General features: G+C 47.1%; 14 protein-coding genes. 4 read left to right on the top strand and 10 right to left on the bottom strand.

Annotated features, from left to right (window positions below; translation table 11 throughout):
• Positions 1-473: 473 nt before the first annotated feature.
• On the bottom strand, positions 474-1,328 hold the full coding sequence (locus tag CSH93_RS08460) for a MurR/RpiR family transcriptional regulator (RefSeq protein ID WP_100642790.1): 855 nt from the start codon (positions 1,326-1,328) through the stop codon (positions 474-476).
• Positions 1,329-1,485: 157 nt separating this feature from the next.
• On the opposite strand from CSH93_RS08460, the gene CSH93_RS08455 reads away from it, so the two are divergent.
• Together CSH93_RS08455 and CSH93_RS08450 are read left to right on the top strand one after the other, a co-directional pair.
• A complete protein-coding gene (locus CSH93_RS08455) occupies positions 1,486-2,808 on the top strand; it encodes a M14 family zinc carboxypeptidase (protein WP_100642789.1) in 1,323 nt (440 codons plus the stop codon).
• Positions 2,801-3,472 carry a GDSL-type esterase/lipase family protein gene (locus CSH93_RS08450; protein ID WP_164078328.1) on the top strand — a complete coding sequence of 224 codons (672 nt, stop codon included), beginning with the start codon at positions 2,801-2,803 and terminating at the stop codon, positions 3,470-3,472. Before CSH93_RS08455 ends, CSH93_RS08450 begins: the two co-directional genes overlap by 8 nt.
• A 106-nt stretch (positions 3,473-3,578) precedes the next feature.
• On the opposite strand, the gene CSH93_RS08445 is transcribed toward CSH93_RS08450, so the two are convergent.
• The 3 genes from CSH93_RS08445 to CSH93_RS08435 are packed head-to-tail and all read right to left on the bottom strand — an operon-like array spanning position 3,579 to position 7,690.
• Positions 3,579-4,622: a mechanosensitive ion channel family protein gene (locus CSH93_RS08445; protein WP_164078327.1), complete on the bottom strand. Its 1,044-nt coding sequence runs from the start codon at positions 4,620-4,622 to the stop codon at positions 3,579-3,581.
• 29 nt (positions 4,623-4,651) lie between these two features.
• Positions 4,652-5,845, bottom strand: a complete 1,194-nt coding sequence (locus CSH93_RS08440) for an acyltransferase family protein (RefSeq protein WP_100642786.1) — start codon at positions 5,843-5,845, stop codon at positions 4,652-4,654.
• Between the two features lie 12 nt (positions 5,846-5,857).
• Entirely contained in the window at positions 5,858-7,690 is a 1,833-nt protein-coding gene (locus CSH93_RS08435) for a glycoside hydrolase family 3 N-terminal domain-containing protein (protein WP_100642785.1), read from the bottom strand.
• A 324-nt stretch (positions 7,691-8,014) separates the two neighbouring features.
• Here CSH93_RS08435 and pbp4b point away from each other — a divergent pair, with 324 nt between their 5' ends.
• Positions 8,015-10,465: a penicillin binding protein PBP4B gene (pbp4b, locus tag CSH93_RS08430; RefSeq protein ID WP_100642828.1), complete on the top strand. Its 2,451-nt coding sequence runs from the start codon at positions 8,015-8,017 to the stop codon at positions 10,463-10,465.
• 76 nt (positions 10,466-10,541) lie between these two features.
• Entirely contained in the window at positions 10,542-11,915 is a 1,374-nt protein-coding gene (locus tag CSH93_RS08425) for a Na+/H+ antiporter NhaC family protein (protein ID WP_100642784.1), read from the top strand.
• Between the two features lie 84 nt (positions 11,916-11,999).
• Here the strand turns inward: CSH93_RS08425 and CSH93_RS08420 are convergent, their stop codons facing one another.
• From CSH93_RS08420 to CSH93_RS08395, 6 genes are read right to left on the bottom strand one after another with little or no spacing between them, the layout of a single operon-like run.
• Positions 12,000-12,380 (bottom strand): Na+/H+ antiporter subunit G, encoded by a 381-nt coding sequence (locus CSH93_RS08420; RefSeq protein WP_100642827.1) that lies wholly within the window; start codon positions 12,378-12,380, stop codon positions 12,000-12,002.
• A gap of 25 nt (positions 12,381-12,405) precedes the next feature.
• On the bottom strand, positions 12,406-12,675 hold the full coding sequence (locus tag CSH93_RS08415) for a K+/H+ antiporter subunit F (RefSeq protein ID WP_100642783.1): 270 nt from the start codon (positions 12,673-12,675) through the stop codon (positions 12,406-12,408).
• Positions 12,669-13,169, bottom strand: coding sequence for a Na+/H+ antiporter subunit E (locus tag CSH93_RS08410; RefSeq protein WP_100642782.1), 501 nt, complete (start codon positions 13,167-13,169; stop codon positions 12,669-12,671). Before CSH93_RS08410 ends, CSH93_RS08415 begins: the two co-directional genes overlap by 7 nt.
• On the bottom strand, positions 13,166-14,692 hold the full coding sequence (locus CSH93_RS08405) for a monovalent cation/H+ antiporter subunit D (protein WP_100642781.1): 1,527 nt from the start codon (positions 14,690-14,692) through the stop codon (positions 13,166-13,168). The genes CSH93_RS08410 and CSH93_RS08405 overlap by 4 nt, the downstream gene beginning before the upstream one ends.
• Positions 14,689-15,054 carry a Na+/H+ antiporter subunit C gene (locus tag CSH93_RS08400; RefSeq protein WP_100642780.1) on the bottom strand — a complete coding sequence of 122 codons (366 nt, stop codon included), beginning with the start codon at positions 15,052-15,054 and terminating at the stop codon, positions 14,689-14,691. The genes CSH93_RS08405 and CSH93_RS08400 overlap by 4 nt, the downstream gene beginning before the upstream one ends.
• Positions 15,054-17,843, bottom strand: coding sequence for a monovalent cation/H+ antiporter subunit A (locus tag CSH93_RS08395; RefSeq protein ID WP_100642779.1), 2,790 nt, complete (start codon positions 17,841-17,843; stop codon positions 15,054-15,056). The genes CSH93_RS08400 and CSH93_RS08395 overlap by 1 nt, the downstream gene beginning before the upstream one ends.
• Positions 17,844-17,937: the final 94 nt, after the last annotated feature.

The raw sequence follows: 17,937 nt of genomic DNA, 5'->3' as shown, positions 1-17,937 counted from the left end.
CAATGATACCGCCCTCGATGTAGGTAAAACCAATATTTTTCTCACTCGCCATCACTGGTCCGGCTAACGATACTGCAACCACTGCAATAATCATTCTGTGTTGCTTTAACATTAGTGTATCCTCAATTCTGAATTATCGAAGTTCTACTACGACTTACTCTAGCACTTAGTTCAGAAATACCAGCGCCTTTATACTGATTAATAGAATTAACCATACCCAAAAATGAGTTAAGCGAAACAGATAACAATGCCGCCAAGGCATTTTGATGAGGGATAAATTTCTGCTATTCATTGCTGTCATTCAGTTTTCATCGCACCGATGTCGGCAACACGTACCAAGAAGATCCTGACTTTCGTCTGGATGACGGACTGAAGGACGTACTCAGCAGCCGTTATATTTTAATTTCCAACCATAGAATGCAAATAACCGATAAGAGTAAATGCTTACTTACAACAAAGTTAACTTAAATTAATTAGTTGTAATCATCACCACGAAATTTGTGAACTACATCGTTTGTCTTTTCTAATCGCTCCCGACCGCTTCTAGATGATTGCGTTAGCGCTATAAACAGCATATCGATAATCAGCTCTTGGGCGGTGCGAGCCAGAATGGAAGAAAGGCGCAATGAAGGATCTTCTGCAACCGAAAATAGTTTCACTGAGGCATGGTCAGAAACAGGTGTACTGCCATATTTGGTAATCGAAATAATGGTTACCCGATTTTTACGCGCTTCCATAACACAGTTCAACACTTCGCGAGTCGTGCCTGACTCACTGATGGCAATCAGCACATCCTCTTCATCCAGCGTAGCAGCAATGCCCAATTGCGCATGACCGTCGGATTCTGCAATAGCATGGATACCAAGCTTGTGTAGCTTGTAGGAAAAATCTTTACCGACCAATGCAGAACTGCCGAGCCCACAAATAACTACGCGTCGCGCATGTTTAATTGCCTCAACCGCTCTCTCAAAAGCAACAACCTCGTTCAATTGCCGCGTTTCATTGAGGACCGCAATTTTACTGTTAACCAACTTGTCCGCCATCGCCTGATAGTCATCATTTAGCGTGATCTGCCCATGCAAATGTGTGTCAGCAGTTTCATTATTCAGCGCATCAATGATCGCAAGTTTAAACGCCGGATACCCTCGATAACCCAACTTCTGCGCAAATTTAACCACACTGGATTGACTAACCCCCACCACATTGGCAAGTTCTTGGGAACTCAGTTCCCTTAGTGCATTCGCTGAATCTAGCGTAAATGCAGCTAGCTTCATCTCACTGGCAGACAGGTTATCTTTGATGGCTTTTATTTTAACGAAGGCTGACATAACAATGATTTAGCGCGATAGAGTGACATCAGTATAGTGGCTCGCTGACGAATGTGAATTATTTATTCGGAATAAATTGCATAATGAGAATATTCACTCTATGCACTAGAGTTAGATCAGCTATAGTAGTGGCATCAACGGTTGAGAAGTGCACGGAATGATCTCTACGCTAACAACACCATCGATAGTGTGGCCTGAACTCAACAAGCAACACCTGATATTAGACGATATTGCACCAGTAATAGACACGCTAACAGCGATGCCCAATGTTGAATGCAACATTATTGGACATAGCTATGAACAACGCCCCATCCACAGCATGTCATTGGGGCATGGCCCGATACGTGTACTAGCTTGGACACAAATGCACGGTGACGAGCCCACCGCTACAGCTGCCGTATTGGATATCATTCAGATCCTACTAAATGGCACCGAAATACCCGCTAAACAGTTCTTCACTGAATTTACTTTTTGCGTTATTCCAATGCTCAATCCCGATGGGGCGCAGCATAAAACACGGGAAAACGCGCAAGGGATCGACATTAACCGAGATGCCGTCAAACTAACCTCTCCTGAAGCGCAAGTGTTGATGGAAGTGGTTAAAACGTTTAAACCAGATATTGCGCTTAACTTACATGATCAGAACCCGTACTACAGTGCAGGAAAAAGCCAAAAGCCGTCGACAATCGCCTTTTTAGCACCACCGTATAACGAATCAAAAGAAGTCAATAAAACGCGCGAGCGGGCAATGCGGTTGATTGCTGGCATGCGAGTTGCCGTTGAGCAGCACATTCCGGATCAGGTTGCGCGGTACGATGATGAATATTCCTTTCGCTCTTTCGGCGATACGATTGCTGGACTAGGTGCCAGTACGATCTTGATAGAGTCAGGAGCCCAATTTGACGATCCACAGCGCCAAACCGCCAGACAAATGAATATTGTCGCTATCATGACGGTCTTTAAAGCTATGCTAGAAAACTCGTGGTCGGCGCATACATGTGAAGATTACTGGTCTATACCCGAGAATTTAGAAAATGGTTTTGCCGATATACTGCTGCGCGACGTGAAGATCCATGAAGATAAGCAACTTCCTCACTACTGCACGGATCTAACCTTCCGACGACAGGAAAAATCGCGTAAAGCCACGTTAGATGCAATGGGAGACTTAGCGCACCATGCAGCGTTTATCGATATCGATGCGACGGACCTAGCATTTACGGCTGGAAAAGGGTATCCATTGAATAAACCAACCCCACTGAATAAAGCCAGCTATATGGCGTTGTTGTCTCAAGGCTATAGCTATTTTGTCGGTAACCCCCAATGGCTGCTCAATCACTCAGGCTGGCCTGCGCTGTGCCTGGCTGATGCGCATCATACGTTGTTTCCCGGCACTGACGGCTTTGGCCTGTTGCTGAGCAATGGCAAGGTTGTTTCTGCCATACTCGCCAATCAATATATTGAAATTTCTCATCATGAGTAACCTGCCAGCTATCGCCAGTTGCCCACTGCCTAATAGCGAAAAACCCGGATGGATGTCGCGCCACCAACAGAAATTACAGGACATTAAACGCATTGGAGATAAGATTAGACTCGTATTTATAGGCGATTCCATAATTGAAGGTTGGGAAACAAAAGCCCTGTCCAATTGGCAAAAGGCATTCTCTCATTATGGGCCTTTAAATCTCGGATTTGGCGGTGATCGCACTGAACATGTGCTTTGGCGATTAAATAATGGCGAATTGTCTGGCTACACTGCGCACGCAATAGTGCTGTTGATCGGCACGAATAATACAGGTCATCGACAAGATCCAGCTGACCAAACTGCAGCTGCCATCAGCGACATTATCAACACCATACAAAACCAGCAGCCTCACGCCCATATCATATTGCATAGCCTGCTCCCCAGAGCTAAACGCCCTACTCATCGATTACGTCAGCTGAATGAATCTATTAACGCTTTAATCGCACCCTTGGCCGATAACCCGTGCATCTCGTGGAAGAACATCAATCACCTGTTTCTCGATGATACAGGATTGATGCTAGATGGCGTTATGGATGACTACTTACATCCCAACGCAGAACAATACCCTCGTTGGGCAAATGAACTGTTACCCGATATAGATGAGTTGATTGAGACGCAATAGAAGCTCGCATACTCGAGCCCACCAGGGCCCAATTCATTCACCGGATTAAAAAGACGCGAAATGTAGATTCGCCACTCAACATGGAGACTGAGGAACAGCTAATGCACTACTGATGAGCGTCTTCATTCGATAGCTGTTGCTTTTGAACCTCTAGTAGCGATGCGATCTCTGATTGTGCCTGCTCAATGCTGGCTTTGAGCTTCGCTTTTTGCTCACTGTCGGACGCCTCGTTCAACATCACTTTGAATTGCTCAATATCTTTTTGAAGTTGCTCAACCGCGTGTTCATGCTGTTGCGCCTGCTCGGCTTTGTCGAACGCAACTTCTTCATGATGCTCAACGTTATCTTTAGGTTGCTTGGAGACTGAGGCTGACGGAATCACAGGTAGTGCAGGATCGGTTGGTCGCTGCGCCATATAATTTGGCGACAAAATCTCGATACCACGCTGATGGAACTCATCCAAAATTGCTTTGTGAAGGCGTGACTTAGCGGTTAAAAGCCCTTTTATTTCAGTCAGTAAGCCTGACACGCGATAAGACACACTGAAGTCCCCTAACGCCAATACCTGAACGAATGCATCGCTCAGAGCAGAGTGCTTTGCTGCAACTTCCAACACATCTTCTACGGTATCGTGATGTACGTCATATCCAATAGAAACATCTGCGGTGATCAGCGTCCCGGATGATCGAATAACGGAAACTGGATTTGAAATTAGATAGCTGTTCGCAATAGAAACCAGTTCTCTTTGCTCTGTTTGAATTTCCGTATCAAGCAGCCCTTTCTCCGATACCCGACCGAAATATTGATTGCAGCGAATGAAGTCGCCAGTTTTAAAAGGCCGATTCATCCGCAGTACTATGCCGGCCATTAGGTTACTCATGATTGTGGTTGAGGAGAATGCAATAACACCTGAAATAAGGATCCCCAACAACGCTAAAATCTGGTTCCTAGATCCTTCGCTAACCGGCAATGCCAAGATGATGGCGATACAGGCGGTAAGTAACAAAAAGCCAAAACTGAGCTGACGCGGTAGTCGTTGTTCAGCGGTAAGTTCTGGTTTGGCTAATAACCATTTGTGCGCAAGCCAACTGCACAGCGCAACGACGATTAACGTCGCGAATAACGGACCTGATTGACTCAGCCTATCCATAAAATCGCATTCCTCTCGGTGAGGCGGCATCAAACCTTCCAGAAAATACCGCGCTTATACAGTCCATAAAAGACAGCGTAAGACACCATAAGAAAAACGCAAGCGTACATTAATGAACCAAAGTAGTTGCCAAACGCAGGTTGGAATATTTGTGAGTATAACGCGCCTTTAAGCGTAGTGTCGCCGACGGGGATCATGACAGTAATACGAGCCAGTACACCGGAAAACATGAAAAACAATAAGCTATTCGCCCCAAAAACAATAAATGGGGCAGACCAGCGACGTATACAATGTTTATCGATCAAGGTATGCAAAGCCGCAATAAACAGTAACGCAAGCCCCGCAGTCACCAACACAAAACTCGCACTCCACAGCGCTTTATTAATTGGCATCCAACGATCCATTCCCCACCCTACCAGCGTGAGTAAAATACCAATCAACCACAGGCGCTGAATTAACTCTAGTGTGTTGGGCCTAACTAAATGACGTCCTAACACCACACCAATCAGGCCGCTGACAACGGCGGGGAAAGTACTGAGAATACCTTCCGGATCGGTAGCAAATGGCTGTGCATCAGCATAATAAAGATGCGCTCGCCCTAACACTGCCTGGTCGATATAAGCGGCATAGTTATTACCCATGAGCAATTCGCCAACGTAAACGTCCGCCCCCAAACCGTAGGGCATATACAACAGCAATCCACTGTAACCAACCAGCAGGGCAATACTGACCGCGACGAGCTGCTTGTTATTCAACAGCAGCGCCAACACAGCACAGGCCGCATATACCAGCGCCAATCTTTGCAATACCCCTAGTATACGAATCTCTTCAACCTGCTCTTTCCACCAATTAAAGTGTGGGTCAGTTACGTTGTAGTAAAACACCGCAAGCAATAAACCCAGTACGAAAAGAGTTAGCGTGCGCTTACCAACCTTTATCAAAATCGCGGCACGATTGCCGCCCACCTTATCTGCAGAAAACGTCAAGCCAATGGCAATCCCCATTGTGATAATAAAAAATGGGAACACGAGATCGGTAGGGGTAAGTCCATGCCACTCTGCATGACGCAATGGGGCATAAACATATTGCCAACTTCCAGGATTATTAACGAGGATCATCGCCGTAATGGCAATGCCTCGAAAGACGTCAATGGTCAGCATACGGTGCTTCGGTAAGCGCGCTAATACCGCGTCGCAGTGCCTTTTTATTGAGGATAATAACACCTTATTGCTCCCTTAATTCAGTGTCACTGTTACCGGTAGGTTACCGCGCGCAGTAACCTTTCCTGATAGCACATTCGCCAGCGCATCAAACATCACACCGCGCGCCTGACCGTCTGGATCTTGGTAAATTCGATAGTCATAAGTCACCAGAGCAATATCTACATCATCACTAAATTGACTGATCACATAAGGCGCTCTTAGCGCAACAAATACCGTTAACTTTTGTTGCGCTTTCGCCTGAGCCAACGTGTGCTTGATTATCGCGAATTGCTGGGCTTTGTTTGTGCGATTCTGCCATTCAACTAAATCATCCATGCCGCCCATTTCTGCCATGCTATGTTGCGGTGAAATATCGCCCACAATAATCGTTGCGGCACTGGCCAATTGTTTTTCAAGCTGCGCCATATCGAGGCGATTTGCCAATGAGATACAGTCTACTTCGCGATATTGCTGTGCAAGCATGGCGTTTTTCATCGCCAAACAGCGTGCGTTATCTGGCATTAGCATCAATATCGAATTATTAGGAATAGGAAGCGCCACTTTTGTAATGACCGGTGTGATAGCGTTCACAGCGAGCGCCTTTTCCAGTGCATCAAAGCGCGGCATAGCGTTGTTACTTTTATCAATGGATGATGCTAGCGCGTAGCGCTTTTTGAGTTTCGCAATACGTTGTGCAGAAGCGTCTAATTGAGACGCTGTAACCATGCCGATCCCACGCGACTGCTTATCCGCTTTACCCGCCTTTATTTGTCGCTGGACTGACGCCATTAATTGGTCGTACGCAGCGATATCCATAGGATCTCGGATAGTAAACGGCATTAAGGCTATATCGGCCCCGGCATAAAAGGTTTGTAATAGTGCATCTTCCGACGACATGTAATGTGCAATGCCCGCCATATCGAGCGCGTCGGTTACCACTACACCTTGATAACCCATCTCGTTGCGCAGCAGATCAGTCAGTATCGATTTAGATAACGTAGCGGGTAAAATGGTATCGCTGCCATCCAGCGTTTTAAACGTACGTTTATCCAAAGCTGGATACTGTATATGCGCAGTCATGATCATTTCAGGTTGAGCGCCCTCACCTAATTCAATCGCATGCCGGAACGGGCGTAAGTCGACGTCATTAATGATCTCGCGAGCATGCTCAACCAGCGGTAGTCCAGTATGACTATCGACATGCGTATCACCATGCCCGGGAAAGTGTTTCATCGCCGCGATAACGCCATTGCTTTGTAAGGCTTTTACTGAGGCTAAACCTAGTTCTGCTACCGCTTTAGATGACTCTCCGTATGAGCGAACGTTAATCACCGGGTTTTCTGGATTTACGTTAACATCGACTGTTGGCGCGAAGTTAGTATTCACTCCAAGCGCTTTCAGTTGCTCCGCAATGGCACTATTGACCGCTTTGGCATAGTGCGTCTTGTGCTTTTCATAGGTAGCGCCAATTGCCATATTGCCAGCAAATGCATTGCTGGCAGAAACTGGAATACGTGACACCCGGCCCCCTTCTTGATCGATGGCGATAAACAAGGGCGGAAGTCCTGCCTTTTTAACCGTAGTTTGCAACGCTTGAATAAGTGTCTGAGTCTGTTCTACTGACTGAATATTTTCAGCAAATAAAATAACACCGCCGATTTGATGGCGAACCAACATTTCGGCCAACTCCGGGGTTAATTGTGTCACGGGTGTACGACAGGGATTTTCAGGTGTGCTGTCTTCGCAGAAATAGCGGATATCCAGCATCTGCTTCTGCCCCAATTGAAAAGCGAGTGTTTCCCATTGAGCCTTTAGCGAAAAACTACAACATAAGCATGCACTGAAGAAAATGGCTCTTAAAAGCATAAAATTCCTGTCATCCAAGGTTGAACAACCCCATTAGAAATAAATTATTCCAATATTGCAAATTAATAGTAATATTTTAAATATTAACCCTAAAATCCTGTTGCCAAGCAACCTGTGAGCACCGAGGTTTGTTGAAGTATCTGACTACTATTAGTCACCAATGTAGATAATTTTAGTCACTGAATAGCTTCAGAACTGTGTTATGTTGCAAAGGTGAAGGGACTTTCTGCGACAGTGTTACGTAAGGCGAATATGATCATAAGCGCGAATGCAATACTCCACCCTATTTCGGAAGCCTTGTTACGAGGACATAGCAGCATGTTAATGAGGTGGCTCACGGCCGTTATCGTGATGACATTGATTACTAGCTGCACCAGCAGTCGCGTAGAGCAGTTGCCCTCGGCTAATCAGAATCAGCGCGTTAAGGTGTTGGTTATGCACTTTACCGCACTTAATTATGCTGATTCAGTCAAGGCGCTCGTGGATGAAGGTGGCCTCAGTTCCCACTATTTGATCCCCCAAAACAACGATGAAAGTTACCCCTATGGTTCACTCAAAGCCTTTCAATTGGTTGATGAAAATGCGCGTGCATGGCACGCCGGAGAAAGTTATTGGCAAGGGATGAATGGATTGAATGATCAATCCATTGGTATCGAAATCGTGAATATTCCCGAATGTGCCCGTGATCAATCACTCAGTTCAAGTCGCGCGGAAAACGCCGCCAATCGTGTTTGCCTATACCCAGACTACGACCCACAACAAATCGAGCTTCTGATCAGCTTAAGCCAATCCATACTAGCGCGTAACCCTGACATTCACCCCACTGCCGTGGTTGGCCATGCCGATATTGCGCCCCATCGCAAGAACGACCCAGGCCCACGTTTTCCATGGTTTGAACTCTACAAGGCTGGTATTGGCGCTTGGTATGACAACGACACTTATGTCAACTATTGGCGTACGTTTAATGAGCGACTGCCGACCATCGAGGTGACCCAAGCTGCACTTAGTGCCTACGGGTATAACATTGCTGCGACGGGGGTATTAGATCAGGCAACCCGCGACGTGCTCGCCGCGTTTCAAATGCATTTTACCCCCTGGCAGGTCACCGCAAATAACGACAGCCAAACCAACGCAGCCATTTTTGCGTTATTGGAAAAATATTTTCCGGGTAAACTTAAACTGATGCTTGCGCGCTATGAGCGAGATCCCATATCACTAGCAAGTGAGCCCCCCAAAAGACAATCGGGCCAGATAGACCGTATATTCCCAGATGCCGAACTCTCAGACAGCGCATGGGTTAACAACAAAGCGAGGTTTAAGGCCTATCAAGGGCGAGGCTCTATCACCTTAGAAAATATCTCTGAAGGCCCAGTAAGCGCTGATGTATATATTAATGGCGAGAAGTTGAATTTAGCCGATGCCTTTGCGCCCGATACGCACTATCAATATTCACTCTCACGCCGCACACGCGATGGTATCAACGCCCTTGCAGTTGATAATATCGAGCCGGATGATGGCCAGTTACGCATCCAAATTTCCTACCCGACGCTCGTTGATGGACTTAACAATTCAATTGATTTCACAGCGGTTGATCACCTTATCAATCAGGATATCGACGCGGGTTTCCCCGGCGCCGTATTATTGGTCGCCCATAAAGGCCGCGTGATCAAGCATCAAGCCTACGGTTTCGCCAAACGCTATGACCAGCAGGGTTCACCGTTGAGTAATCCTGCCCCCATGACGCCTGACACACTGTTTGATGTGGCGTCTAACACCAAAATTTTTGCCACCACACTCGCCATCATGTCGTTGGTTGAACAAGGTCAGTTAGATGTGGATAAGCCCTTGTATCATTACTTGCCAGAGTTTCGTGGCGATGGACGGGATGCACGCACCACCCGTGACTTGCTGACCCACAGCGCAGGCTTTGCGCCAGAAGTGAAGTTTTTCATGCGTGAAAACGGCTTGGGCAGTCGCTTTTTCTCGCAAAACGCAGAGCAAACCAAGCAACTATTGCTGACGCAAGTGCCACTGCTGCATAGCAATGGTACGGCCATGCGCTACAGCGATACCAGCTTTATGCTACTCGGTATTTTGGTTGAGCGAATTACCGGCATGCCGTTAGACACCTTCGTTGAATCAACGATATATCAAACGCTGGGTCTAACCGATACTCTGTTCAACCCCAAACAGAAGCGCCCAGACGATACGCACTATGCTGCGACAGAGTTAATGGGCAATACTCGAAATGGTCATATTCACTTTGAAAACGTACGTGAATACACGCTGGAAGGAGAAGTGCATGATGAAAAAGCCTATTACAGTATGCAGGGCGTATCAGGTCATGCAGGGTTGTTCTCCACAGCAACCGATCTTGCGGTCATGGCCCAACTGCTATTGAACGGTGGTGGCTACGGCATGCATCACTTACTGAGTGAGTCTGTGATCAATCAATTTGTCTTACCGAGCCCGCTAGATACCGCCACAGGCCTCGGTTTTCGACGTGCAGCCGGTGGCGAACGTCGCTGGCAATTTGGCCCCTACGCCAGTGAACGTGCCTTTGGTCACACCGGCTGGACCGGCACCGTTAGCGTGATCGATCCTGAGCAGGACCTGATCATCATATTGCTGACCAATAAACGTCATACACCCGTGATCAGCAGCATGGATGAAGAAGGTAATCAAACGCTACGCTTTGTTGGCGATGAATATGAAACGGGACGTTATGGCAGTATTGTCGGTCTGATATATGAAGCCGTACTGTTTTCACAGTAGACTAAGGCTTGCCGTCACGTAGCGGCTATGTAAAGCTGCGCACGTCTTTACCAATAACAAGAACAACAGGGATCTCATGGACTGGATATCAATCATTCCGCCATTTATTGCCATTGCCATCGTATTTTGGAAGAAAGAGGTTATATTCGCGCTTTTAATGGCCGTTCTGTCAGCTGAAGCCTTAATCCTCTTAAGCAGTGAGAGTCAGTCACTGCTCTTTAGTCCAATCGCCAGTGTTGAGCGCGTGATCAGTATTATCAACCAACCGGGCAATGCCCGAATACTGCTTTTCAGTATCTTGATCGGCGCATTGCTCGCCTATATTCGCGATTCAGGTGGTGTAGCCGCAACCGTCAATGCGCTGATGAAAAAAGGCATTGCCAAAGGTAAAAAGCAAGTCGGCAGCCTCACGTTTTTTACCGGTGTAGCGGTGTTTATTGAATCCAATTTGAGCGTGCTCACCGCCGGTATTTTATCGCGTGGCTTATTTGATAAATTCAAAATGAGCCGGGCGCGTTTAGCCTACATCATCGACAGTACAAGCGCGCCGGTGTGTATTCTTATATTACTCAATGGTTGGGGAGCCTTTGTGCTTGGCTTACTCAGTACCTATGAACTAGAACAATCCCCCGCGTCTATTTTGTGGGGCAGCGTGCCCTTTAACTTTTATGCCATTTTCACTTTGCTTATCGTGCTCTACACCATTTTTTCTGACCGCCTACACGGGCCAATGAAACACGAGGAAAGCATCTTAAGCAGCACGGATAGTGAACTGAGTGCAGCCCCGGCAACCAAAGCTCGCTTTATGATCATTCCGCTGTTAACAATGGTGATTTCAATGGTCGGCTTTATGTTTTGGACCGGTAACGGCGATCTGACCGCGGGCAGTGGCAGTAAATCAGTGCTATACGCTACTGTGTTAGCCTGCGTAGTCGCCTATATACTGCTAAGTACTCATAAACGATTCAGCCACCAAGAGCTGGTCAATGTTGGCTTTAAAGGCATGGGCGAACTGCTCCCACTGGTGAGCATTGTGTTGCTATCTTTAACCTTAGGCGCGAGCTTAAAGGAATTAGGCACCGGCGTTTTTGTCGCAGGCATCGTCGGTGAGTATTTGTCGGTGTATATGATTGTACCGTTGCTCTTTATTGCAGGCGGCATAATGTCTTTTACCACAGGGACAAGTTGGGGTACGTTTGCTATTCTGGTGCCGATTGGTATTCCGCTTGTGCAAACATTAGGTTTACCACCTGAGCTAGTGTTAGGCGCGATTTTAGGCGGCGGTATTTTTGGTGATCATTGTTCACCTATTTCCGATACCACCGCGGTGTCATCCATAGCGGCAGGTTGCGACTTACTCACCCACGTTCGTACCCAACTGCCTTATGCGTTATTCGCAGGCGGCTTGAGCATAGCGGCATTTACCATTGCAAGTTTCATCATGATGTAGCCTGACAGGGTAAACGAGTTGAAGGCAGGTTTTAATTCGTCCTGTACTCCTACCGCGCATGAGCAGTCGATTGAACGTGTTCCATCACTCATCTAACTGCTTTGGCTCTTTTGGCGGTAACTGTTCTCTGGCGGTGTCAATATGGTGGGCATTTTGGGTCCGCTCCATCGGCTTAACCTTATTGTGCATCGCGGCCTTTGCGAGGATGTGTGCAGTTACAGGTGCAGTAATCACCAAGAACAACGTAATTAGCAGCTCATTGACGCTGAAGAAGCCCTGAACATGCGTCATATACAGCACAGAAGCAAACAGTATTCCGCCTAAGCCCAGTGTGGTAGCCTTAGTCGGCGCATGCAACCTAACGTAGAGATCTTGCAAGCGGATCAGTCCAATGGATCCGACTAACACAAAAATACCGCCCAGAATCAATAGAACAGAGATAATAACTTCTAATGTAAAGCTCATTTCAGATTCCATTACTTGCTACCCTCTATTCTATGATGTCGCCGCGAAGCAGGTACTTCGCGAAAGCTACACTGCTCACAAAGCCTAACATCGCGATCAACAGTGCAGCCTCAAAATATAGGGCCGTGCGATTGTACATACCATGTAGCAGAATCAAGGCAATACTGTTAATAAACATCGTATCTAACGCCAAGATACGATCGACAATATGGGGACCAATAAACAGTCGCCATAAATTTAGCACCAGGGCAATACAGATGATCACCGCAACAATCATAATGGCAATATTCAGCATCCAAACATTTCCTTAATTCGGCTTTCGTAGCGTTGCTTAATCGAATCAATTAGCACTTGCTCATTCTCAGGCATGCTCAACACATGAACGTACAACCACTTCTTGTCTGAAGACACCTCAGAACTCACCGTACCGGGTGTCATTGTTACCGTACTGGCCAATAATGTAATCGGGAAGTTGTCGCGCAAATCCAGCGGTACTGCAACAAAGCCTGGCTGGATCCGCCGCATCGGGCCCACGACCAACAGCCCAACTTCAACATTGGCTACCACAATATCTTTTAACACTAGCAAAGCATATGAAAAGAACTTAAATGGCCGAGTGATAACGGGTTGAGGCACTCGCAGGGGCGCACAGAGCAATGGGATGGTGATGGCTAACACACTGCCTAGAATGATGTGACCAAGACTTAACGTTGAATTAATCATTAGCCACACGACCAGCAAGATTACACTGTGCAGTGGCATCGGGACGAGTCGAGAAATCATACTCATTTGTCCCCTCCATTCAAATTCATAACATCTAACAACATTTGAACATTGTGAAGCTGGGTAGCGGCTTCAGATGTGTGGTGCACAAAGCTTGCGCCAAATAACACTATCACCGGAGAGGCCAGAAGCAATAACGCCGCACCACCGATTTGCCAGTTTGACACACTGCTGTCACTATCAGGTTCACTATTGGTGGGGTGACGCCAAAATAAAGTCGTACCGGCTCTGGATAAGGCCACAATAGTCAACAAGCTAGAAATTAAAATCAATGACCAAACCCATTGTTGGTCATCTGGCGTTGTCGCAGATTGCAAGATCACCAACTTACCTAAAAAACCTGATAATGGCGGTAAACCAGCGATCGACAGTGCCGCCAAGAAGAACAACACACCTAGTAATGTCGGTTGATTGATTTTTCGCGCGACGACGAAACGATCGAGCGCCTTGCCTCGTTGCTGTCCAATCATATCTGCTAGCAAAAACAATGCAGCACTGACCAAGGTACTGTGAATAAGATACAACATCGCCGCAGCAGTTGCTTCTGGCGTTCTGATAGCAAACGCGATGAGCAATGTTCCAACCGATACCACCACTAAATTCGCGGTCATGATCCGTAAGCTCGGACTCGCCAATACGCCGATGGTACCAACAGTAATCGTGAGTACTGCCATTGGCCATATCCACGGCTCAATCATGTTCGCCAGACTGCCCGCTTCGTCACCAAAAATCACCGTGAACACTCGGAAGATACAATACACACCAACCTTGGTCATGATCGCGAATAAAGCAGCCACTGGCGCGGTGGCTTCAGAGTATGTACGTGGTAGCCAAAAGTGCATAGGTAACAATGCAGCTTTCAACCCAAAGACGACGAGTAATAGAGATGCTCCGGCTTGAGCGATTAAGGTTTGCCCCTCAGACAGTTCTGTGATCCTAAGTGACATGTGTGCAACGTTGAGCGTTCCAGTTGTGCCATACAGCGTGCCTAGCGCAATCAAGAACAAACTCGAACCGACGAGATTCAAGATCACATAATGTATGTTTGCCGCCGTGCGTTGCTTACCGCCGCCATGAATCATCAAGGCGTAGGACGCTATCAGCAGAACTTCAAAGAACACAAACAAGTTGAACAAATCGTTGGTTAAGAACGCACCGCAGATGCCGACCAGCTGGAATTGGATCAACGGATGGAAATAGCGTCCTAGCCGGTCATCGCCAGCGAAAGAGTACAGTGTGACACCTATCGCAAGGAAGCTAGTCAAGGTTACCAGTATTGCGGACAGCATATCAGCATACAAGATGATACCAAATGGCGGTTGCCAATCACCAACCGCATACATGATCGCTCCGCTTTGCGCGACAGAGCTGATCAACCAAATACTGCAAACAAAATGCAGTAGCATCAGTGCTACGGTCATTGCTCGGCGTAACTGATATCGCTCTGCGCCCACAAAGGGAGGGAGCAACATAAAGAGCCCTCCCAACATTGGGATAAGAATGGGCAATATAGGCAAATGGTCGGTCATTTGTCGCCCCTAGGAATATTGATTAGTTTTTTAGTATCGGGGGGCTCTCTGCCATCAACCAAGTCATTACCGAGGTCGGCGCGACCACGCATCGCAAGGATCACGATAAAAGCAACCATGGCGAAGCCAATCACGATAGCAGTCAAGACCAAAGCCTGAGGCAACGGATCTGCATAATTCTCTGACTGTCCAAGTACAGCCGCTCCGTCCAAATTTAGGCGACCGCTCGAAAACAAAAATAGATTGACTGAATAAGACAGCATTGTCAGGCCAACCACAATCGAAAACGTACGGCCTCGCAAACACAAGAACACGCCACAAGCAGTGATCACACCTACACAAACTACATATAAGGTTTCCATTATTCCTCCGCCGTTGGACGATGAGCAGATGTTAATTTACCCAAGTTGGCGAGGATCAATAACGTAGCTCCCACCACAGTTAAATACACTCCCAAGTCAAACACTAATGCACTGGCCAATTCGATTTCTCCAATTGCAGGAATGTCAAAATAATCAAACCAAGTGGTCATGAATGGCATACCAAAGAACCAACTGCCAATCCCCGTAAACGTTGCAATCAGGACACCCCATGCAATCAGGGATTGATAGTTAATGGTTAAGCGCGGCTTGATCCAGTCAACACCATGTGCGATGTACTGCTGGATGAGCGCAATGCTGGTGATGAGCCCAGCAATGAAGCCGCCACCAGGCATATTATGGCCACGCAAAAAGATATAGAAGGACACCAGTAAGGCCAACGGTAGAAGACTTTGTGAAATCATTACAAGTATTGGCGGATGCTTATCTTCCGACCACGGCAGGCCCTTTTCGTTAGCCGATGTCATAGACAACTTAATGTCAGCCAACAATTTAAAAATACCAAGCGCGGCTATGCCCAATACAAGGATCTCACCTAATGTATCCAGTCCCCTGAAGTCGACCAAAATAACGTTCACCGCGTTAGTGCCGCCACCGCCAGTCTTGCTATTAGCAAGATAGAATTCAGAAATACTATCCAAGGGTTGGGTAATAAATGCGTAGTTGATCGTTGCGACAATGCCACCAATCGCGGCAGCAATCGCAATATCCCTCACCACTCGGGATGGAGAGGACTCAGTCTGAGTATTTTTCGGCAGAAAATACAACGCGAGGATAAGTAAAATAACGGCTGCAACCTCAACGGCGAGCTGAGTCAGCGCTAAATCCGGTGCAGAAAATCGAGCAAATGCAATCGATACAATTAAGCCAACAACCGATAAGGTAATGAGCGCGTACACGCGTTTGCGGTGAAAAATAACGGTCGCTAACGCGCTCAAGCACAGGATAATTGCGGCGACAATTTCGACAAATCCAACTGGCTGGTCAGGTAAGTGTTCACTGGTAACATTTAGATTGATCAGGGGCACCGCCATCAAGACAGCACTAAACATAAACAAAACCGCCACGTAACGTTGTAATGAACCGTTACTTAGGCCTTCATCGATTTGTTTAGCGACGTTGACTAAGCCTTGCACAAGACTTTCAAACACCAATTTGGCATCCGCCTCTTCAAATTGCTCTTGGAATTTAAACAGATGCTTCCGTGTTGCATACACAATAACGCCACCGACAATGGCAATGACACTCATGAGTAGTGGAATGTTGAAACCATGCCAAATCGCTAGGCTGTAATAAGGTAATTCGCTTCTGAGCACGGCTGACGAGGCTGCTTCTAGCACTCCCCCCACGACAAAAGCAGGGAAAACACCCACTATCAAACAGATAGCGATAAGTATTTCTACAGGCAATTTCATAAAACGCGGCGGTTCATGCGGCGTTTTGGGTAAATCCTCTGGCAGCCCATTAAAAAACACATCGTGAATAAACCTTAATGAATAGGCAACAGCGAAAATCCCAGCAAGGGTGGCAAGCACTGGGACCATCCATGACAGGAATCCTAAAGTGTCTTGGTTGACTGACTCAGCAAAGAACATTTCTTTCGACAGAAAGCCGTTAAGTAGTGGCACACCAGCCATAGACGCAGCAGCAACCATCGCGAGAGTCGCCGTATGCGGCATAAATTGCCACAGTCCGCTTAAACGGCGCATATCTCGAGTACCAGTTTCATGATCAATGATACCTGCGGCCATAAACAGAGACGCTTTAAACACTGCGTGATTCATGATGTGAAATAATGCGGCAACTGCGGCCAGCTTTGTATCTAACCCCAACAGTAACACGATGAGTCCAAGGTGACTCACCGTCGAGTAGGCAAGTAACCCCTTGAGATCATGCTTAAACAAGGCAGTATAAGCACCTAGTAGTAAGGTGATAAGACCCGCAATGGTTACAATCAAGAACCACATTTCGGTGCCATTTAGCACGGGGTAAAAACGTGCAAGCAGGAAAATACCGGCCTTAACCATGGTCGCAGAGTGAAGATATGCGCTAACGGGAGTCGGCGCAGCCATCGCATGTGGCAGCCAGAAATGGAACGGAAACTGCGCTGATTTAGTAAATGCACCCAGCAACACCAAAACCAACACAACGGGATACAGGGTGTGCTCTCGGATCAGATCGCCGCTGGCAAGAATAACTTCCAGGTTGTATGAACCGACGATTTGGCCGATCAGTAACAGCCCAGCCAATAAAGCAAGCCCACCAGCCCCAGTAACGGTAAGGGCCATGCGGGCCCCTTTTCGGGATTCAGATTTTGATGACCAGAAGCTGATCAACAAGAATGAACTTATGCTCGTTACTTCCCATGCCATCCACAGCTGTAATACATTATTCGCGATCACAATCGATAGCATTGCCGTCATGAACAATAAGAGATACGCGTAGAATCGCCCGATCGCTTCTTTTTCAGACAGATAGTATCGGGCATAGAAAATGATCAACAACCCGATGCCAAGAATGAGCAATGCAAACATCAACGCTAACCCATCTAGCCTCAAAGATAACGAAAGCCCGACGGCTGGAATCCACTCCAGTGATTCAGATATGACTTCGCCTGCCAATACGGCTGGCGCTAGAGATGCGACATACGCCAGTGCTACAGCGGGAGCAAGCATGGTGAACACTGTGTTCGTAACGCGACCAAACCGCTCAGTCAAAACGGGTACTATGACGCCAACTAGCATAATGACAGTGACCCAAAAGAGACTCATTAACGTTTTCCGTCCTGATTAATTTAAATCTGATACGACAAGTATCAAGACTCGATCATGTTTGAATGATGATATGGTGCCAGAAACGCTGAAT

The organism is Neoalteromonas facilis (assembly GCF_002807665.1).
Classification (GTDB): Bacteria; Pseudomonadota; Gammaproteobacteria; order Enterobacterales; family Alteromonadaceae; genus Alteromonas_E; species Alteromonas_E facilis.
Note: the sequence above shows the minus strand (reverse complement) of the source record. Positions and strands in the feature narration are given on the sequence as shown.